This window comes from Streptomyces viridochromogenes DSM 40736 (assembly GCF_000158955.1).
Taxonomy (GTDB): domain Bacteria; phylum Actinomycetota; class Actinomycetes; order Streptomycetales; family Streptomycetaceae; genus Streptomyces; species Streptomyces venetus.
Window position 1 is genome coordinate 1,949,770 of the sequence record NZ_GG657757.1, and the last position, 17,201, is coordinate 1,966,970.

The window sequence follows — 17,201 nt, forward strand, 5'->3', positions numbered from 1 at the left end:
CCGCACGTACCAGCGCACCGCCCGCGCCCAGCGCACCGCCCTCACGAACGGGCCCCCGCCATCGGCTCGGCGGGTTCGCCCGGCACGTCGATGCGGGACTCCACGTACGGCGCCTCCGCGAGCGGCAGTGGCCCCGGGGCCCTGACGGCCCGTACGCAGACCACCGCCGCGTTGCCGAGCACGACGGCCACCAGGAGCAGGAACAGGGCGATCAGCACACCGTCGACGGTGGAGTTGGTGACCACGGTGTGCATGTCGCCGAGGTCCTTGGCCGGCGGCAGGACCTGCCCGGCGTCGATGGCGTCCGCGTACCGCGCGCGCTGGGCGAAGAAGCCGACCTTCGGATCGGCGGAGAAGATCTTCTGCCAGCCCGCGGTGAAGGTGATCGCGACCACCCAGGCGAGCGGGACGCCGGTGACCCACGCCCAGCGCAGCCGCCCGGACTTGATCAGGACGGTGGTGCAGACGGCCAGGGCGATCGCCGCGAGGAGCTGGTTGGCGATGCCGAAGAGAGGGAAGAGCTGGTTGATCCCGCCGAGCGGGTCGGTGGCGCCGGTGTAGAGGAAGTAGCCCCAGGCCGCCACGACGAGCGCGCTGCACAGCCAGATGCCGGGCTTCCAGTTGACCCGGCCGACCGGCTTGAAGACGTTGCCGAGCATGTCCTGCAGCATGAACCGGCCGACCCGGGTGCCCGCGTCCACGGTCGTCAGGATGAACAGTGCCTCGAACATGATCGCGAAGTGGTACCAGAAGGCCTTCATCGCGGTGCCGCCGAAGACCCCGGAGAAGATCTCCGACATGCCGACGGCCAGGGTCGGCGCTCCGCCGGAGCGCGCGATCAGGCTCTGTTCCTCCACGGCCTTGGCCGCCTGGGTGAGCTGGTCGGGGCTGATGGTGAAGCCGAGGCCGGCGACGGCGTGGGAGGCCGACTCGGCCGTCGTGCCGAGCAGGGCCGCCGGGGCGTTCATGGCGTAGTACAGGCCCGGCTCCAGGGTCGCGGCGGCGATCAGCGCCATGATCGCGACGAACGACTCCATCAGCATGGCGCCGTAGCCGATCAGCCGGACCTGGGACTCCTTCTGGATCAGCTTGGGGGTGGTCCCCGAGGAGACCAGCGCGTGGAAGCCGGAGAGCGCGCCGCAGGCGATGGTGATGAAGAGGAACGGGAACAGCGCCCCGGCGAAGACGGGCCCGGCCCCCGAGGAGGCGAAGTCGCTCACCGCGTCCGCGCGCAGGACGGGCGCGGCGACGACCACGCCCACCGCGAGCAGGGCGATGGTGCCGATCTTCATGAAGGTGGAGAGGTAGTCCCGCGGCGCGAGCAGCATCCACACCGGCAGGACGGAGGCGACGAAGCCGTAGCCGGCCAGGCAGAAGACGAGGGTGGTCGGGCTGAGGGTGAAGGCCGGGGCCAGCGAGGACTCCTGGACCCAGCTGCCGCCGACGATGGCGAGCAGCAGCAGGACCACCCCGATCAGGCTGGTCTCGACGACCCGGCCCGGGCGGATGACGTGCAGCCAGAAGCCCATGAACAGGGCGATGGGGACGGTCATCGCGACGGAGAAGGTGCCCCAGGGACTGTGGGCCAGGGCGTTGACCACGACCAGCGCCAGTACACCCAGCAGGATGATCATGATGGCGAACACGGCGATCAGGGCGGCGGCCCCGCCCGCCCGGCCGATCTCGTCACGGGCCATCTGCCCGAGCGACGTGCCGTCCCGCCGCATCGACAGGAACAGCACGACCATGTCCTGCACCGCCCCCGCGAAGATCACCCCCGCCACGATCCAGAGGGTCCCGGGCAGGTAGCCCATCTGCGCCGCGAGCACCGGGCCCACCAGCGGCCCGGCGCCGGCGATGGCGGCGAAGTGGTGGCCGAGCAGCACCCGGCGGTCGGTGGGCTGGAAGTCGACACCGTCCTCCAGACGCTCGGCGGGGGTGGCCCGGCGGTCGTCCGGTCGCAGGACCCGGCGGGCGATGAACCGGGCGTAGAAGCGGTAGGCGATGACGTACGACCCGAGTGCGGCGACGACCAGCCAGACCGCGGAGATCCGCTCGCCGCGGGCCAGGGCGAGCACCCCCCAGGCGACCGCGCCGAGCAGGGCGACGGCACCCCAAAGCAGGACGGACCTAAGGGGCATTCGACGCTTTTCGGGCGCTGACCGGCCGGATTCGGGCAGGGCTGATACGGGCATGGCGGCTCCTCACCGTGACGGTGGTGTGCGACAGGACGTGCGCGGGGTCGGTTCCGGTGCGCTTCCCTGATCCGCGCACCTCTCCCGCTCGCTGTCGGTCTGTGCAAGAGTTGCGCTCCCGCCGGGAGTGGATGACACGGCGTTCACGGAAGATTTCCCGCCGATTCCCTGTCCTCCGGACGGGCCGCCCGCGCAACTCTCGCGCGAGGGCACAGGCACACCAAGGACGGTGACCTATGGCTGACGGCGCCATGACCGCGACGTTCCTCGCCGTGATCGGCGGGGCGTCGCTGCTCGCGGTCACCGCGCGGCGGCTCCGCCCGGTGGACCGGCTGCCCTCGCTGGAGGGCTGGGCGCTGGCCGACCGCGCCCTCGGCCCCGGCTGGACGTGGTTGCTGCTCGGTGGCACGGTCTTCACCGCGTACACCTTCACCGCCGTGCCCGGACTGGCCTACGGCAACGGCGCGCGGGCCTTCTTCGCGGTGCCGTACACGGTGATCGTCTGCCCGCTCGCCTTCGTCCTGCTGAGCAGGCTGTGGAGCGTGGCCCGGCGGCACGGCTACATCACCGCCGCGGACTTCGTACGCGGCCGCTACGGGTCGCCGTCGCTGGCCCTGGTGGTCGCGCTGACCGGGATCCTCGCCACGATGCCGTACCTCGCGCTGCAACTGCTGGGGATCCGGGCGGTGCTGACCGCGGGGGGCGTCTATCCGCGGGGTGCCGCCGGGGACCTGGTGATGGTGGCGCTGTTCGCGGGGCTCGCGGTGGCCACCTACCGGCAGGGGCTGCGGGCGCCCGCGGTCATCTCGGCGCTGAAGGCGGTGGCCGTGTTCGTCTCGCTGACCGCGGTGACCTGGCTGGTCCTGGAGCGGTTCGGCGGCCCGGGTCCGGTCTTCGACGGTGCCGCCCGGCGGCTGGGCGGACCGGCGCTGCTCCTCTCCCCCGAGCAGCAGCCCGCCTACGCCACGCTCGCCCTCGGCTCCGCCCTCGCCCTGCTGATGTACCCGCACGTGCTCACCGCCGGGTTCGCCGCCGACGGGCCGCGGACCCTGCGCAAGGTCTCGGTGGCGCTGCCCGCCTGGACCGGGCTGCTCGCGCTGTTCGGGTTCCTCGGCATCGCCGCCCTCGCGGCCGGGGTGCGCGCGCCGCGCGGTGGCGCCGAGGCGGCCGTGCCGATGCTGGTCGACCGGCTGATGCCGGCGCCGCTGGCCGGGCTGGTGTTCGCCGCGATCACCGTGGGAGCGCTCGTCCCGGCCGCGGTGATGTCGATCGCGGCGGCCACGAGCTTCGTCCGCAACGTGTACGTCGAGTACGTGCATCCGACGGCCACACCCAAGCGGCAGGTGCGCATCGCCAAGGCGGTGTCGCTGACCGCGAAGGCGGGGGCGGTGGCGTTCGTGTTCGGGCTCCGCGACCAGGACGCCGTCAACCTCCAGCTGCTCGGCGGCGTGTGGATCCTGCAGATCTTCCCGGCCGTCGCCGTCGGGCTGTTCACCGGGCGGCTGCACCCGCGGGCCCTGCTCGCCGGATGGGCCGTGGGCATGGCGTCGGGGACGTACCTGGTGGTGCGGGAGGGCTTCTCCCCGATCGTGCCGCTCGGCACCGGCGCCGGGCCGCTGGAGATCTATGCCGGGCTCGCCGCCCTGCTGCTCAATCTGACCGTCGCGCTGGCCGGCACCGCGGCGCTGACCCGACTCGGCGTGCCGCGCGGCACCGACACGACCGACCTGCCGTCCCGCCTGACCGTCCGGCGACGCCCGGAGACGGGAGCGAACAACCCGTGAGACACAGACAGAACCCGACGCTGCCACCGGCACCGGCACCGGCCGAGCCGCTCGTTCCCCCGGCCGGCGACCCGGCCGACCAGGAGCGCGAGGCCGGTGTCGCCCACCTCTTCGAGCTGCACTACTCCTCGATGCTGCGGCTCGCCGTGCTGCTCGGCGCCGACGACCCGGAGAACGTGGTGGCCGAGGCCTACTACCAGATCTACCGCAAGTGGCGGCGGCTGCGGGACGTGGCCGCGGCGGAGGCCTATCTTCGCTCCACCGTCTGCAATCTGACACGGATGCGGATACGGCACCTTCAGGTGGCCCGCCGGCACGAGGAGAAGACGCCGGACGAGACGGTCGTCTCCGCCGAGCACGCCGCACTGCTGCGGGACGACCAGCGTGTGCTGATCGACGCGCTCCAGCAACTGCCGCCCCGGCAGCGCGAGGCCCTGGTGCTGCGGCACTGGCTCGGCCTCAAGGAGGGCGAGATAGCCGCCGCGATGGGCATCTCCGGCGGCTCGGTCAAGACGCACACGGCACGCGGCATCGCCGCCCTGACCCAGGCGATGGAGGCCCGGCGATGACACATCGAGACGCGACCGGGTCGCGTGACACCGGTCCGGACCGCACCGGCCACGGCGACACCGAGCAGGAGCTGCGCGAGGCGCTGCGGGCACTCGCCGGCGGGGTGCTCCCCGACCCCGACGCGTACCGCACGGCGCGCGGCGAGTGGCTGCGGCGGGAACGCCGGCGGCGGCTCGTGCTCGCCGTACTGATCACCGTCGTCTTCACGCTGGCCACCCTGATCGGTCTGTGGGTGCTCAACCAGGCCCCGTCGGACCCGGGGGTGATCTTCTCCGGCACCGGCGCGCCGACCGCGGTCGGCACGTCACTCCCCCGGCCGCTGCCCTGATTGCCACGCCGACTTGCCGGGAACCCGCACTCCGTGCACCCCCGCATCGAGGACTACGCGATCATCGGCGACGAACAGACCGCGGCCCTGGTCGGCACGGACGGATCCATCGACTGGCTGTGTCTGCCCCGCTTCGACTCGGCGGCCTGCTTCGCCAGACTGCTCGGCGACGAGGGCAACGGGTACTGGCGTATCGCCCCCGTGGGCGCGGACCGGTGCACCCGGCGCGCCTACCGCCGGGACACCCTCGTCCTGGACACCGAGTGGGAGACCGAGCGGGGGACGGTCCGGGTCACCGACCTGATGCCGCAGCGCGACATCGCCCCCGACGTCGTGCGGGTCGTCGAGGGCCTCGACGGCGAGGTGACGCTGCACAGCACCCTCAAACTGCGCTTCGACTACGGCTTGATCATCCCGTGGGTGCGCCGGGCCGACGGCCACCGTGTCGCCGTCGCCGGCCCCGACTCGGCGTGGCTGCGCAGCGAACCGGAGGTGCGCAGCTGGGGCGAGGACTTCGGCACGCACGCCGAGTTCACGGTCAGGAGGGGGGAGAAGGTCGCGTTCGTCCTGACCTGGCATCCCTCCCACGAGCCGCGCCCGCCGCTCGTCGACCCCTACGAGGCGCTGCGCCACAGTGTCGAGGACTGGCAGTCCTGGGTGGCCCGGTGCCGCTACGACGGACCGCACCGGGACGCCGTCGTCCGCTCCCTGCTCACCCTCAAGGCGCTCACCTACGCCCCGACCGGCGGCATCGTCGCCGCCCCCACCACCTCACTGCCCGAGGAGCCGGGCGGGGTGCGCAACTGGGACTACCGCTACTGCTGGCTGCGCGACTCCACCCTCACCCTGGGCGCGCTGCTGGCGGCGGGCTACCAGGAGGAGGCCGAGGCCTGGCGGAACTGGCTGCTCCGGGCGGTCGCGGGCGACCCGGCGGACCTCCAGATCATGTACGGCGTGGCGGGCGAGCGGCGGCTGCCCGAGTACGAGCTGCCGTGGCTGTCCGGCTTCGACGGGTCCGTCCCCGTACGCGTCGGGAACGACGCCGTGGACCAGCTCCAGCTGGATGTGTACGGCGAGGTCATGGACTCCCTGTCGCTGGCCCGCGTCTCGGGCCTGTCCGCCCAGCCCGACGTGTGGGCGTTGCAGACGGCCCTGATGGACTTTCTGCGGACCCACTGGGACCAGCCCGACGAGGGGCTGTGGGAGGTGCGCGGCGGTCGGCGCCAGTTCGTGCACTCGAAGGTGATGGTGTGGGTGGCCGCCGACCGTGCGGTGCGCACCCTGGAGTCCCATCCGGAGCTGGACGGCGACCTGGACGGCTGGCGCGCGCTGCGCGACGAGGTGCACCGCGAGGTGTGCGAGAAGGGCTTCGACTCCGAGCGCAACACCTTCACGCAGTCCTACGGCTCCCGCGAACTGGACGCGGCGCTGCTGCTCATCCCGCGCCTGGGTTTCCTGCCGCCCGACGACCCGCGGGTGGTCGGCACCATCGACGCGGTCCGCGAGGAGCTGGACCACGGCGGCTTCCTGCGCCGCTACAGCACCGACGGCAGCGGGGGCGTCGACGGGCTCCCCGGCTCCGAGGGCACCTTCCTGGTGTGCTCGTTCTGGCTCGCGGACGCCCTGCACCTGACGGGCCGTACGAAGGAGGCCCGCGACCTGTTCGAACGGCTGGTGGGGCTCGCCAACGACGTCGGTCTGCTCTCCGAGGAGTACGACCCGGTGTCCGGCCGGCAGCTCGGCAACTTCCCGCAGGCGTTCAGCCACATCGGCCTCGTGAACACCGCCCTCGCCCTGTTCGGGCAGGACGGGGCAGGATAGGAACCATGGATCTTGGACTCAATGACCGGGTGTACGTCGTCACCGGGGCCACCCGCGGCCTCGGCAACGCCTCCGCGCGCGAGCTCGTCGCGGACGGGGCGAAGGTGGTGATCTCCGGGCGGGACGAGAAGAGTGTCGCCGAGGCGGCGGCCGAGCTGGGCCCGAACGCGGTGGGCGTGGCCGTCGACAACGCCGACCCCGAGGCGGCGGCCCGGCTGATCGGCGCCGCGCGGGAGCACTTCCACCGTGTCGACGGTGTCCTCGTCAGCGTGGGCGGGCCGCCGGCCGGGTTCGTCGCGGACAACACGGACGAGCAGTGGCTGGCGGCTTTCGAGTCGGTGTTCCTCGGTGCGGTGCGGCTGGCTCGCGCCGCGGCCGCCGAGTTGCGGCCCGGGGGTGTCATCGGGTTCGTGCTGTCGGGGTCGGTGTACGAGCCGATTCCCGGGCTGACCATCTCGAACGGGCTGCGGCCGGGGCTCGCGGGCTTCGCCAAGTCGCTCTCGAACGAGCTGGGGCCGCGGGGGATCCGGGTGGTCGGTGTGCTGCCCGGGCGGATCGACACGGATCGCGTGCGCGAGCTCGACGCGCTGTCGGCGGATCCCGAGGCGACGCGGGCGGCCTCGGAGTCGCGCATCCCGTTGCGGCGTTACGGGGCCCCGGAGGAGTTCGGGCGGGTGGCCGCGTTCCTGCTGTCGCCGGCGGCCTCTTATGTGACCGGGGTCATGGTGCCGGTTGACGGGGGCGCGCGGCACGGGTTCTGAGCGGTGCCGGGTGCGGGTGCGTGGGGGCTGGTCGCGCAGTTCCCGACACCCCTCAAAACGGCTCTGCCGCACTCAACCCACCCGTTCGGCACCGTGCTTGACCCCGAGCAGCCGCACCTCCGCGGGAAGTGACGCCAGGCCCGCCGACGTCTTCGCGTGCGCCAGGGGGCCGCTCGTGAAGTCGTGCAGCGCGGTCCCCGGGTTCACGTGCGGCTCCAGTGCGAGGCGTACGCGGGCCTCGGGGGCGGTGCGGCGGCCCGTCAGGTGGCCCTGGGCGCGGGCCACACCGTCGATCGTGCCCGCCTCCTGGCCGAGGACGTCCTCCAGGGCCCGGCCGCGCACGAGCGCGCCCTCGTCGTCGCCGGTGTCGACGAGGATCTCGGCCAGGCGGTGTCGGCGGAGCACCGCGACCAGCCACCACAAGGTGAGCAACAAGAGGACGGCGAGGACGGCGATGACGACCGGCCACCACCAGCTCTCGTCCTGCCAGCGGGTGCGCTCGGCGTCGCTCAGCAGGACGTCGTGCTTGCTGTCGTGGATCCACCACGAGGGCGCCGGAGCGCCCAGGCCGACGGCCAGCACGGAGCCGCCGAGCACCAGCAGGACGAGGCCCACGAGCCCGAGGAACACGCGGTTGACGACCCGGAGCACCGCGGTCACCCCTTTCGTCCGGGCCGCCGGACGCGCACCGAGTGCCGGGGAGGCCGGGACAGTCCCAGTCCGTCGACGGCTTCGGTGAGCACGGCGTCCAAGTCGGTTCGTACGTCGTCCAGTTCCCGGAAGTGCGCCGCGGCGCGGACGTCCGCCCTGGTCCGGTGCATCCGTACCCGGACCGACTGCACACCGGCGACCTCCATGGCCCGGTCGCGCAGCGCGGTCGCGGCGGCGTCCCGGTGCAGTCCGGCGCGCACGTCGCTGTGGGTGCGCCGCATCGGGAGCAGGTCCCGCAGGCCGGGTGTGGCGGCCAGGACCAGCAACCAGAGGCCGAGGACGGCGGTGACTCCGGCGCCGACGAGCACCCAGGTGTCGTCGAGGGGCCGTTCGGCGAGCTGGTCGGCCAGTTCCCGCCGCCAGTACATCTCGGGCCGGCCGGCCCGTACGGAGACGATGTCGTAGAGGAACAGTCCGAAGAGGCCCAGGAGCAGCAGCGCGACGATGCCCGCGGGGATGCGGCGTGCCGACCAGAAACGGCCCTCCCGGCCTTGCTCGGCGTCCTCGACAGGGGGCGGTCCGCTGCCGGAATCGGGCGCGGACCCGTCCGGTTCGGTACCGTTCGCCGACTCGTCGGGGACCGGCAGGCGCTCGGTGGCGCCGTCGGAGGGTTCGGTGCCCCGGGGTTCGCTCATCGCGTCCTCCCCTGTACCGCGCCGGGCGGCGCCACCAGATGCAGCCGCTCCACCTGGACGACGACCTCCGGCACCTGCATTCCGACCAGATCGCCCACCCGCTCGACGACTTGGCGACGCACCTGGCGGCAGCGCGCGCCGACGTCGCAGGGGTAGTCGAGTTCGATGTGGACCCGGACGTGGGCCACCTCGTGGTGGACGACGACGGTGGCGGACGGCCGCCCGGCGTCGAGCGGCAGCGTCCCCACGGCCTCGTGGGCCGCCTGCGAGGCGACCTTCGCGACGACCCGGTCGGCGATCCGCGTCGCGCCGCGCTCGCGCGGCGGGACGACCGTCAGAGGTCTGCCGAGCTCACCGGCCCCCGTGCTCACGGGCGTCCCCGCCGCCGTTCGTCACGGGGGCGGAAGAAGTCGCCGAAGTCCATGTCCCCCTCCAGGAACCGGCCGACGACGAAGCCGACAGCGCCCAGCGCCGCCACCAGCAGGAAGGCTCCGAACCCGCCGAAGTACCCGGCGAAGGCCAGCGCCATGCCGGCGATCATGCCGGCTACGCCCATACTCATGCGCTCCTCAGCTCCTCAGCCGCTGTGTTGTCCGTGGCCCGTGCCTCACTGGATCCGGCGCTCCGGTTCCTCTTCCTCCTCGTCCGGCAGCTTCACGTCGCTCACCGCGATGTTGACCTCCACGACCTCGAGGCCGGTCATCCGCTCGACGGCGTTGATGACGTTCTCCCGTACGTCCCGGGCCACGTCGGCGATCGACACGCCGTACACGACGACGATCTCCAGGTCGAGGGCCGCCTGCACCTCGCCGACCTCGGCCTTCACGCCGCGCGTCACCGACTTGGCGCCGCCGGGCACGCGGTCGCGCACGGCTCCGAAGGTGCGGGAGATTCCGCTGCCCATGGCGTGCACGCCGTCGACGTCGCGGGCGGCGAGCCCGGCGATCTTCTCCACGACGCCGTCCGCGATGGTGGTCCGGCCGCGGGAGCCCGGGTCTCCCCCGCCGCGCTTGACCAGCGGACTCCTGCGTGCCGCCGCTGTCTCGCTCTCCCCGCCCCGGTTCTCGGTCATATCGGTCATCGCCGTACGTCCTTTTCGGTTGACGTCCTTCGACCACCGTAAGCACGGTTGCGTGGCAGCGCGCCTTTGATGCGGCAGGCTGGAGGAATGACGGCCGACCGATGGACGCAGGCAGTGAGACATCAGCTGGGTATCGGCAGGTTGCTGCCTCTGGGTGATGCCCGGGACGGCGCGTGGATCGCCGAGCGGGCCGCCGAGGCGGTGCTGCGGGGCGCGGCGGGGGACGCGCCGGGCGTGCGCCTCGACGCGCTGCGCGTGACGCTCGCCGATGTGACGGACGTCGGGGAGCCGGCCGTACCGGCTCCGCCGAGCGCGCTGCCGCCGGGGCCGCTGCGGGTGACGGCGGAGATCGCCGCGACGGCCGCGCGACCCCTGCCTGCGACGGCTTCGGTGCTGCGGGAGGCACTGGCGAACGCGGCGGACCGGCGGCTGGGGCTGACGGTGACGGAGGTGGACCTGCAGGTGACGGGGCTGCTGGACGAGGAGGGGCCCGCGGAGGGCGGACCCGCCGTCGCCCTTCCCGAGCTCCCGGCTGCCGCGCGGGCCGTGGGCGACGACGAGGCCCGGGTGGCCGCCGCCGCGCTCGGCGTCCCGGGTGTCCTCCATCTGACCGGCACGCTGGGCCACCCCGTGCACATCGAGCTGCTGTTCCCCGAGGGCGCGGCGCTGCCCCACCGCCATGTCCGGCTGGAGCTGGCGGTGGGCGCGGACCAGAGGGCCAGGGACGTGGCCCGCGAGGTCCGGACGGCGGTCAGGCGGACGCTGTCGGACCACCCGACGGCGGCGGTCGTGGTGAGCGCGATCGGCTGACCGCGCCCCGGGCAGGACCGGCGGTCCTCAGTCGCCGACGCCGGCGAGGTCGCGCAGGCGGCGGGCCTGGGACTGGCGCTCGGCCGTGCGCTGCTCCTCGTACGTGCGGTCCTGGGCGCCGCGCAGCAGGGCCTTGGTCTCGATGACCGCGTCGCGGGGCGCCGCGAGCACGGCCGAGAGCAGGTCCCGAACGGCGTCGTCGAGCTGGCCGGCGGGCACGGCGAGGTTGGCCAGCCCGGTGTTCACGGCCTCGTCGGCCGTGACGAAGCGCCCGGTCACGCAGATCTCCAGCGCGCGGGCGTAGCCGACGAGTCCCACCAGCGGGTGCGTGCCCGTCAGGTCGGGCACGAGTCCGAGGCTGGTCTCGCGCATGGCGAACTGCACGTCGTCGGCGACGACGCGCAGGTCGCAGGCGAGGGCGAGCTGGAAGCCCGCCCCGATGGCATGCCCCTGGACAGCGGCGACGGAGACGATGTCGCTGCGCCGCCACCAGGTGAACGCCTCCTGGTATTCGGCGATGGTCGCGTCCAACTCGGCGTCACTGCCGCGCGCGAGGTCGACGAACGACGGTTCGCCGTCGAAGCCCTCGGGAGTGAACGCCTGCCGGTCGAGCCCGGCCGAGAAGGACCTGCCCTCGGCCCGCAGCACCACGACACGGACGGAGCCTGGCAGCTGCCGCCCGGCCTCGGTCAGCGCCCGCCACAGAGCGGGGCTCTGCGCGTTGCGCTTGGCCGGGTTGGTCAGCGTCACCGTGGCGATCGCGTCGTCGACGGTGAGCCGTACGCCGTCCTTGTCGAGTACGGGAACGAGGTCCTTGTCGGGCGAAGCCATAGGACGCCTCCGATGTGTGCGGTCAGCTAAGTGACTGCACAGTAACCACCCGGGCGATCAGCCGAACGACCGGGTGGCCACCATCGAAGCCGAGGGGCCACCCGGGGTCAGGCCGTGGCCTTCTTGCCCCGGGTCGCCCCGCCACGCCCTCGCAGCGTGACGCCCGACTCACTGAGCATGCGGTGCACAAAGCCATACGAGCGGCCGGTCTCCTCGGCCAACGCCCGGATGCTCGCACCGGCGTCGTACTTCTTCTTCAGGTCTGCCGCGAGCTTGTCGCGCGCGGCGCCGGTCACCCGGCTGCCCTTCTTCAGAGTCTCGGCCACCCGTGCCTCCTCATGGGAAGTGCGCTCTGGTCTCCTCATGATCACCCCTCCGGGCCCTGATGGCCACCCATTCGGCAAGGTCCGTGAGACAAGGTTGTGACGACGGGAGCGCGTCCCCACAAGCGGAATATGGAATTCCGAGGAGTGACGTCCGTACGCCCGAACGGATTGTTCCGGGAAATGCCTGGTCAGAAAGGCGTCGCGGCCGAGCCCGGAAGAATCGGGGGCTCGGCCGCGAAATCGATGTAGGACACACCTCGGTACGAGGAGATCTCACACAGATGATGGATCACCACTGGGCCGAATGATCCATACGCCGTTGATCACGCATTCGATCAAGCGGCACTGACGCTCAGGCGGCGCTCACACTCAGGCCAGGGCGACGAGATCCGCGTAGTCGGCGCCCCACAGGTCCTCGACGCCGTCCGGCAGCAGGATGATCCGCTCCGGCTGGAGCGCCTCGACGGCGCCCTCGTCGTGGGTGACGAGGACGACCGCGCCCTTGTAGGTGCGCAGCGCGCCGAGGATCTCCTCGCGGCTGGCCGGGTCGAGGTTGTTGGTGGGCTCGTCGAGGAGCAGCACGTTCGCCGAGGACACCACGAGCGTGGCGAGGGCCAGGCGGGTCTTCTCGCCGCCGGAGAGGACACCGGCGGGCTTGTCGACGTCGTCGCCGGAGAACAGGAACGAGCCGAGCGTCTTGCGGACCTCCACCAGGTCCAGGTCCGGGGCGGCCGAGCGCATGTTCTCCAGGACCGTGCGCTCCGGGTCGAGGGTCTCGTGCTCCTGCGCGTAGTAGCCGAGCTTGAGGCCGTGGCCCTTGATGACCCGGCCGGTGTCGGGCTCCTCAGCGCCGCCGAGGAGGCGGAGCAGGGTCGTCTTGCCCGCGCCGTTGAGGCCCAGGATGACCACGCGTGAGCCCTTGTCGATGGCCAGGTCGACGTCGGTGAAGATCTCCAGCGAGCCGTAGGACTTCGACAGGCCCTCGGCCATGAGCGGGGTCTTGCCGCACGGGGAGGGCTCGGGGAAGCGCAGCTTGGCGACCTTGTCGGACTTCCGCTCGGCCTCCAGGCCGGCCAGCAGCTTGTCGGCCCGGCGGGCCATGTTCTGCGCGGCGACGGTCTTGGTGGCCTTGGCCCGCATCTTGTCGGCCTGCGAGTGCAGCGCTGAGGCCTTCTTCTCGGCGTTCTGCCGCTCGCGCTTGCGGCGCTTCTCGTCGGCCTCGCGCTGCTGCTGGTAGAGCTTCCAGCCCATGTTGTAGATGTCGATCTGGGCGCGGTTGGCGTCCAGGTAGAACACCTTGTTCACGACCGTCTCGACGAGGTCGACGTCGTGGGAGATCACGATGAAGCCGCCGCGGTAGGTCTTGAGGTAGTCCCGCAGCCAGATGATCGAGTCGGCGTCGAGGTGGTTGGTCGGCTCGTCGAGCAGCAGCGTGTCCGCGTCCGAGAACAGGATGCGGGCCAGCTCGATACGGCGGCGCTGACCGCCGGAGAGCGTGTGCAGGGGCTGGCCGAGCACCCGGTCGGGCAGGTTCAGCGCGGCGGCGATGGTGGCGGCCTCGGCCTCGGCGGAGTAACCGCCCTTGGTGAGGAACTCCGTCTCCTGGCGCTCGTACTGCTTGAGGGCCTTCTCGCGGGTGCCGCCCTTGCCGGTGGCGATGCGCTGCTCGTTCTCGCGCATCTTGCGGATCAGTACGTCCAGGCCGCGCGCGGAGAGGATGCGGTCGCGGGCGAGGACGTCGAGGTCGCCGGTGCGCGGGTCCTGCGGGAGGTAGCCGACCTCGCCGGAGCGGGTGATGGCGCCGCCGGCGGGCATGCCCTCGCCCGCCAGGCACTTGGTGAGGGTGGTCTTCCCCGCGCCGTTGCGGCCGACCAGGCCGATGCGGTCACCCTTGGCGATACGGAAAGAGGCGTTTTCGATGAGGACGCGGGCACCGGCGCGCAGCTCGATACCGGAGGCGGAGATCACGGACAGACTCCAGGGCGGATACGGGGGCGGGATGGGCGGCTGAGGACGTTCCCGCCGTCTAATGCGCGAGGAGAATGGCCATGGGGGACAGTCTAACGGGGGCGTGCAACCACTTTTTCTGGATCCTGGTGCGGTTCTGGTCACGACGGCCCGGGGGCCGTTGTCAGTGGCCGGTGGAAGACTGAACAGCGGGCCGGATTCCGGCCTTCCCGGGCAGCGAGGCACGAGGAAGTGATCGCCATGGCAGGCACGTCCGGCGGGCGTCCGAGCATCTACCCGACGCTGCTGTACGCGGACGCGAAGGCGGCGATCCGGCAGCTCACGGAGGCCTTCGGGTTCACGGAGCTGTCGGTGTACGAGGGCGAGGACGGCTCGGTGATGCACGCCGAGCTGACGCAGGGCAACGGCGCGGTCATGGTCGGCACCAAGGGCCGCGGCGGCGTGTTCGACGCGGCCATGAAGGGCTCGGGCAGTACGGGGGTCTACGTCGTGGTGGACGACGTGGACGCGCACCACCGCCGCGCCGTCGACCACGGTGCGGAGGTCCTGATGCCCCCGACGGACCAGGACTACGGCTCGCGGGACTACATGGCCCGGGACCTCGAGGGCAACGTGTGGAGCTTCGGGACGTACGCGCCCGAGATAGCGGCCTGACGGCCCGGGGCCGGCCGCCGGCCCGGGGGGGCTAGCTGCCGCCGGTGTGCACCTGGAAGGCGGCCCGGCGTACGGCCTTGGCCAGGGCGGGGTCGGGGTGGGCCGCCGCGAGGGCGACCAGGACCTGCACGGTGCGCGGGTGACCCACGGCCCGTACCTCGTCCAGGAGCATCGGGACGGTCGGCTGCACCGCGGACTCCAGGTGGCGGACGAGCAGCGGAGCCTCACCGTGGTCGGCGACGGCTGCGGCGGTGTCCACCCACAGCCAGGTCGCCTCCTCCCGGGTGAGGACCTCGTGGGCGTCCTCCGGGTCGGCCCCGTCGTGCTCGGCCAGCCACATCAGCGCGTAGGGCCGGAGCGTCGGCTCGTCCAGTACGGCGTGGACGTCCGGCTCGGCGGGGGCGCCGACCACGCGCAGCGCCTCGAAGGCGAGACCGCGCAGCAGGGCGTCCTCGCCACGGGCGGCGCCGAGGAGTTCGGTGACGGCGCTGCCGACGGGGCGGGCGGCGAGCCAGGCGCGGTACTCGGCGCGGGCCGCGTTGGGGCGCAGCTGGGCGCAGCCGCGGAGCATGTCCTCGGCGCCCTGCTCGATGTTCCCGGCGGGGCTCTGCGCGGCGACGCAGATCTGCTCCAGCTTGACCCAGACGGCCCAGCTGCCGAGCGGGGTGAGTGTGGCCTGGCCGTCGCCGTAGGTGAGGGCGCCGACGGAGGCGAGGGCGCGCAGGGCCCAGTCGAGGAGCGGGGCGAGCGGGGCGTCGGTGGGCTCCGGTTCGGCCACCGGCTCGGGCTGCGGGCCGTAGGGGATCTCGCAGCGTGCGGTGCGCAGCTCGGTGACGCGCTGCTCCAGGAGGTCGAGGAGCTGCTCCACGGGGACGGGGCCGGCGGACAGCTGGAGGAAGGAGAGCGCCTGCGGCATGGCCGAGACGACCTCGGCGACGGCGGCGGGCTCGTGGCCCTCGGGCTCCGGGTGGGCGAGCGACCAGGCGTCGAAGAGGGCGACCCAGCCGCGCAGTACGGCGCTGTCGTCGCGGTCCCAGGCGCGCAGCCGCCAGCCGGGGCGGGCGCTGTCGCCGTGCACCTCGACCAGGCCGGCGAGGCGGGCGGTGTCCCAGTCGGCCCTGACCTGAGCCGGGGTCAGGCCCAACTCGTCGGCGGCCCGTTCGGCGGTCGCGCCGGAGAGGGTGGCCTTGCCGTCGGCGGTGGCGCTGTCCCGGCCGGGGCCGAGGGCGGCGTCGGCCCAGCGGGCGACGCGGGCCGCGCCGGCCAGACGTGAGCGTGCCATTCTGGCCAGCTCCGCCGGTGCCGGGGTGCCCTCCGGAGGGCGCGGGGCGGGTCGGCGCGAGGGCCGCTGATTCATCGCTCTGGGGGCGGCGGCCAGGGGTCGCGGGCGGACGAGTCGAAGCCTGGAGTCGCGCGGGATACGGGACGTCACGGGGGCAGTCTCCCGGTTGACGGTCCGAAAACCCAAACGGAATGTCACGGCGGGCGACGGGGATGGCCAACGCACCGGGTGCCGGGAGCGGCCGAGGGCCATGAACAGGCCAGTGGTACGACGCTAAACGGAATCATCGCGACCGGTCGTCGGCGGGCGGAGCGCGAGGTGGTGGCGACGGGATGGAGGGCGCGTGAACTCGAGGTGCGCCCGGGGCATGACGCGGGCGGTGTCACATGAGCGGTACCAGGAAGCGCCGCAGCGCCTCCTCGTAGGCCGGCGGGTCGGCGTTCCACATCGCTCCGTGGGGAGCGCCGGCGACGCGGTGGAGGGCGACCATGTCCGGGCGGGTGTCGGCGAGATGGCGGGAGAGTCCCCAGGGGGCCACCGTGTCGTCCGGTCCGTGGATGACGAGCGCGGGGACGCGGAGCCCCGCGGCGGGAGGCGTGGCCGCGTCGCGGTCGCCGTACAGGCCGGTGCGGCCCTGCGCGGCACGGACCGCCAGCGGCAGCAGCGCGCTTGGGGTGCGGCGGGCCGCGGCGAGGGCGCGCAGGGTTGCCTCCCAGCTGAGCACCGGCGAGTCCAGGACGAGCCCGGAGACCCGGTCGCGCAGTTCCGAGCGCGCGGCGGCGCGCAGGGCCATGGTGGCGCCGGTGGACCAGCCGAGCAGGACGACCTGCCGGGCGCCGTACCGCACGGCGTAGCGGATCGCCGCGTCGAGGTCGCGCCACTCGGTCTCGCCGAGGTGGTTCAGGCCGTCGGGACTGCGGGGCGCGCCGCGGTCGCCGCGGTAGGCGAGGGCGAGCACCGGGACGCGGTTGCGGTGCAGGAACCCCATGACGTTCATGGCGAGTTCGCGGGTGGTGCCCAGGCCGTGCACGGCGATCACCCAGGGTGTAAACAGTAACCGGGCACGAACCACAAGGGCAGGGCGCCGAGTTCGCCCGGGACGTCGACGTCGGCGTGCTCGATGCCGAGGGCGGCGCTCGGGTTGCCGACGTACACGTTCGGGGTGAGCCAGACCTTGTCGCCGCTTTCGAGGGTGCCGTGCGTGACCCGCTCCAGGCGGCGGACGACGGTGTCGGCGGTGCCGGGGACGTCGGCCAGGACGGGCCCGACGACCGCGTGGGAGCCGTCGCCGGAGAGGCCGTAGCGGCCGGGGCGCAGGGCGGCCAGGTCCCGGGTGAGGCTGATCTGCCCCGGCGCCGTGCCGTGCACGGTCAACCGGGGTTCGTGGGCAGCGGCCTGCCCGGGGGCGCCTTGAGCGCGCCCACTGGCCAGCCGGCCGGCGGCC

17 protein-coding genes and 1 pseudogene are annotated in these 17,201 nt (G+C 72.9%); 7 read left to right on the forward strand and 11 right to left on the reverse strand.

All coding sequences use genetic code 11. The annotated features are described in order from the left end of the window. Positions 1-41 precede the first annotated feature (41 nt). Positions 42-2,195, reverse strand: coding sequence for a carbon starvation CstA family protein (locus SSQG_RS08520; RefSeq protein ID WP_003989326.1), 2,154 nt, complete (start codon positions 2,193-2,195; stop codon positions 42-44). Between the two features lie 236 nt (positions 2,196-2,431). On the opposite strand from SSQG_RS08520, the gene SSQG_RS08525 reads away from it, so the two are divergent. The 5 genes from SSQG_RS08525 to SSQG_RS08545 are packed head-to-tail and all read left to right on the forward strand — an operon-like array spanning position 2,432 to position 7,459. Continuing rightward, positions 2,432-3,979: a sodium:solute symporter family protein gene (locus tag SSQG_RS08525; protein WP_003989327.1), complete on the forward strand. Its 1,548-nt coding sequence runs from the start codon at positions 2,432-2,434 to the stop codon at positions 3,977-3,979. Continuing rightward, on the forward strand, positions 3,976-4,548 hold the full coding sequence (locus SSQG_RS08530) for a sigma-70 family RNA polymerase sigma factor (protein ID WP_003989328.1): 573 nt from the start codon (positions 3,976-3,978) through the stop codon (positions 4,546-4,548). Before SSQG_RS08525 ends, SSQG_RS08530 begins: the two co-directional genes overlap by 4 nt. Continuing rightward, entirely contained in the window at positions 4,545-4,877 is a 333-nt protein-coding gene (locus SSQG_RS08535) for a hypothetical protein (RefSeq protein ID WP_003989329.1), read from the forward strand. Before SSQG_RS08530 ends, SSQG_RS08535 begins: the two co-directional genes overlap by 4 nt. A 33-nt stretch (positions 4,878-4,910) precedes the next feature. Next, positions 4,911-6,698 carry a glycoside hydrolase family 15 protein gene (locus SSQG_RS08540; RefSeq protein ID WP_003989330.1) on the forward strand — a complete coding sequence of 596 codons (1,788 nt, stop codon included), beginning with the start codon at positions 4,911-4,913 and terminating at the stop codon, positions 6,696-6,698. 5 nt (positions 6,699-6,703) lie between these two features. Next, positions 6,704-7,459, forward strand: a complete 756-nt coding sequence (locus SSQG_RS08545) for an SDR family oxidoreductase (protein ID WP_003989331.1) — start codon at positions 6,704-6,706, stop codon at positions 7,457-7,459. Between the two features lie 72 nt (positions 7,460-7,531). Here SSQG_RS08545 and amaP read toward each other — a convergent pair whose 3' ends face one another. The 5 genes from amaP to SSQG_RS08570 are packed head-to-tail and all read right to left on the reverse strand — an operon-like array spanning position 7,532 to position 9,886. Then, complete coding sequence (amaP, locus tag SSQG_RS08550; protein ID WP_003989332.1) at positions 7,532-8,119, reverse strand: alkaline shock response membrane anchor protein AmaP; 588 nt, start codon at positions 8,117-8,119, stop codon at positions 7,532-7,534. After that, on the reverse strand, positions 8,116-8,805 hold the full coding sequence (locus SSQG_RS08555) for a DUF6286 domain-containing protein (protein ID WP_003989333.1): 690 nt from the start codon (positions 8,803-8,805) through the stop codon (positions 8,116-8,118). Before SSQG_RS08555 ends, amaP begins: the two co-directional genes overlap by 4 nt. Beyond that, on the reverse strand, positions 8,802-9,176 hold the full coding sequence (locus SSQG_RS08560) for an Asp23/Gls24 family envelope stress response protein (protein WP_003989334.1): 375 nt from the start codon (positions 9,174-9,176) through the stop codon (positions 8,802-8,804). Before SSQG_RS08560 ends, SSQG_RS08555 begins: the two co-directional genes overlap by 4 nt. Next, positions 9,173-9,367 (reverse strand): hypothetical protein, encoded by a 195-nt coding sequence (locus SSQG_RS08565; RefSeq protein WP_003989335.1) that lies wholly within the window; start codon positions 9,365-9,367, stop codon positions 9,173-9,175. The genes SSQG_RS08560 and SSQG_RS08565 overlap by 4 nt, the downstream gene beginning before the upstream one ends. 45 nt (positions 9,368-9,412) lie before the next feature. Continuing rightward, a complete protein-coding gene (locus SSQG_RS08570; protein ID WP_003989336.1) occupies positions 9,413-9,886 on the reverse strand; it encodes an Asp23/Gls24 family envelope stress response protein in 474 nt (157 codons plus the stop codon). Positions 9,887-9,973: 87 nt separating this feature from the next. Here SSQG_RS08570 and SSQG_RS08575 point away from each other — a divergent pair, with 87 nt between their 5' ends. After that, positions 9,974-10,696, forward strand: coding sequence for a hypothetical protein (locus tag SSQG_RS08575; protein ID WP_039932163.1), 723 nt, complete (start codon positions 9,974-9,976; stop codon positions 10,694-10,696). Positions 10,697-10,723: 27 nt separating this feature from the next. Here the strand turns inward: SSQG_RS08575 and SSQG_RS08580 are convergent, their stop codons facing one another. The 3 genes from SSQG_RS08580 to SSQG_RS08590 all read right to left on the reverse strand — a co-directional run bounded on the left by SSQG_RS08580 (position 10,724) and on the right by SSQG_RS08590 (position 13,821). Beyond that, the gene (locus tag SSQG_RS08580; protein ID WP_003989338.1) at positions 10,724-11,527 is read right to left on the reverse strand and encodes an enoyl-CoA hydratase/isomerase family protein; all 804 of its coding nucleotides are present in this window, start codon (positions 11,525-11,527) and stop codon (positions 10,724-10,726) included. Between the two features lie 107 nt (positions 11,528-11,634). Next, positions 11,635-11,853 (reverse strand): helix-turn-helix domain-containing protein, encoded by a 219-nt coding sequence (locus tag SSQG_RS08585; RefSeq protein ID WP_010037790.1) that lies wholly within the window; start codon positions 11,851-11,853, stop codon positions 11,635-11,637. A gap of 369 nt (positions 11,854-12,222) precedes the next feature. After that, positions 12,223-13,821: an ABC-F family ATP-binding cassette domain-containing protein gene (locus tag SSQG_RS08590; RefSeq protein WP_003989340.1), complete on the reverse strand. Its 1,599-nt coding sequence runs from the start codon at positions 13,819-13,821 to the stop codon at positions 12,223-12,225. A gap of 240 nt (positions 13,822-14,061) precedes the next feature. Here SSQG_RS08590 and SSQG_RS08595 point away from each other — a divergent pair, with 240 nt between their 5' ends. Continuing rightward, the gene (locus SSQG_RS08595; RefSeq protein ID WP_039932165.1) at positions 14,062-14,475 is read left to right on the forward strand and encodes a VOC family protein; all 414 of its coding nucleotides are present in this window, start codon (positions 14,062-14,064) and stop codon (positions 14,473-14,475) included. 31 nt (positions 14,476-14,506) lie between these two features. On the opposite strand, the gene SSQG_RS08600 is transcribed toward SSQG_RS08595, so the two are convergent. Next, the gene (locus tag SSQG_RS08600; protein ID WP_208865628.1) at positions 14,507-15,907 is read right to left on the reverse strand and encodes a hypothetical protein; all 1,401 of its coding nucleotides are present in this window, start codon (positions 15,905-15,907) and stop codon (positions 14,507-14,509) included. A gap of 232 nt (positions 15,908-16,139) precedes the next feature. Further along, positions 16,140-17,201, reverse strand: a pseudogene (locus tag SSQG_RS08605) (alpha/beta hydrolase family protein); the annotation flags it as partial.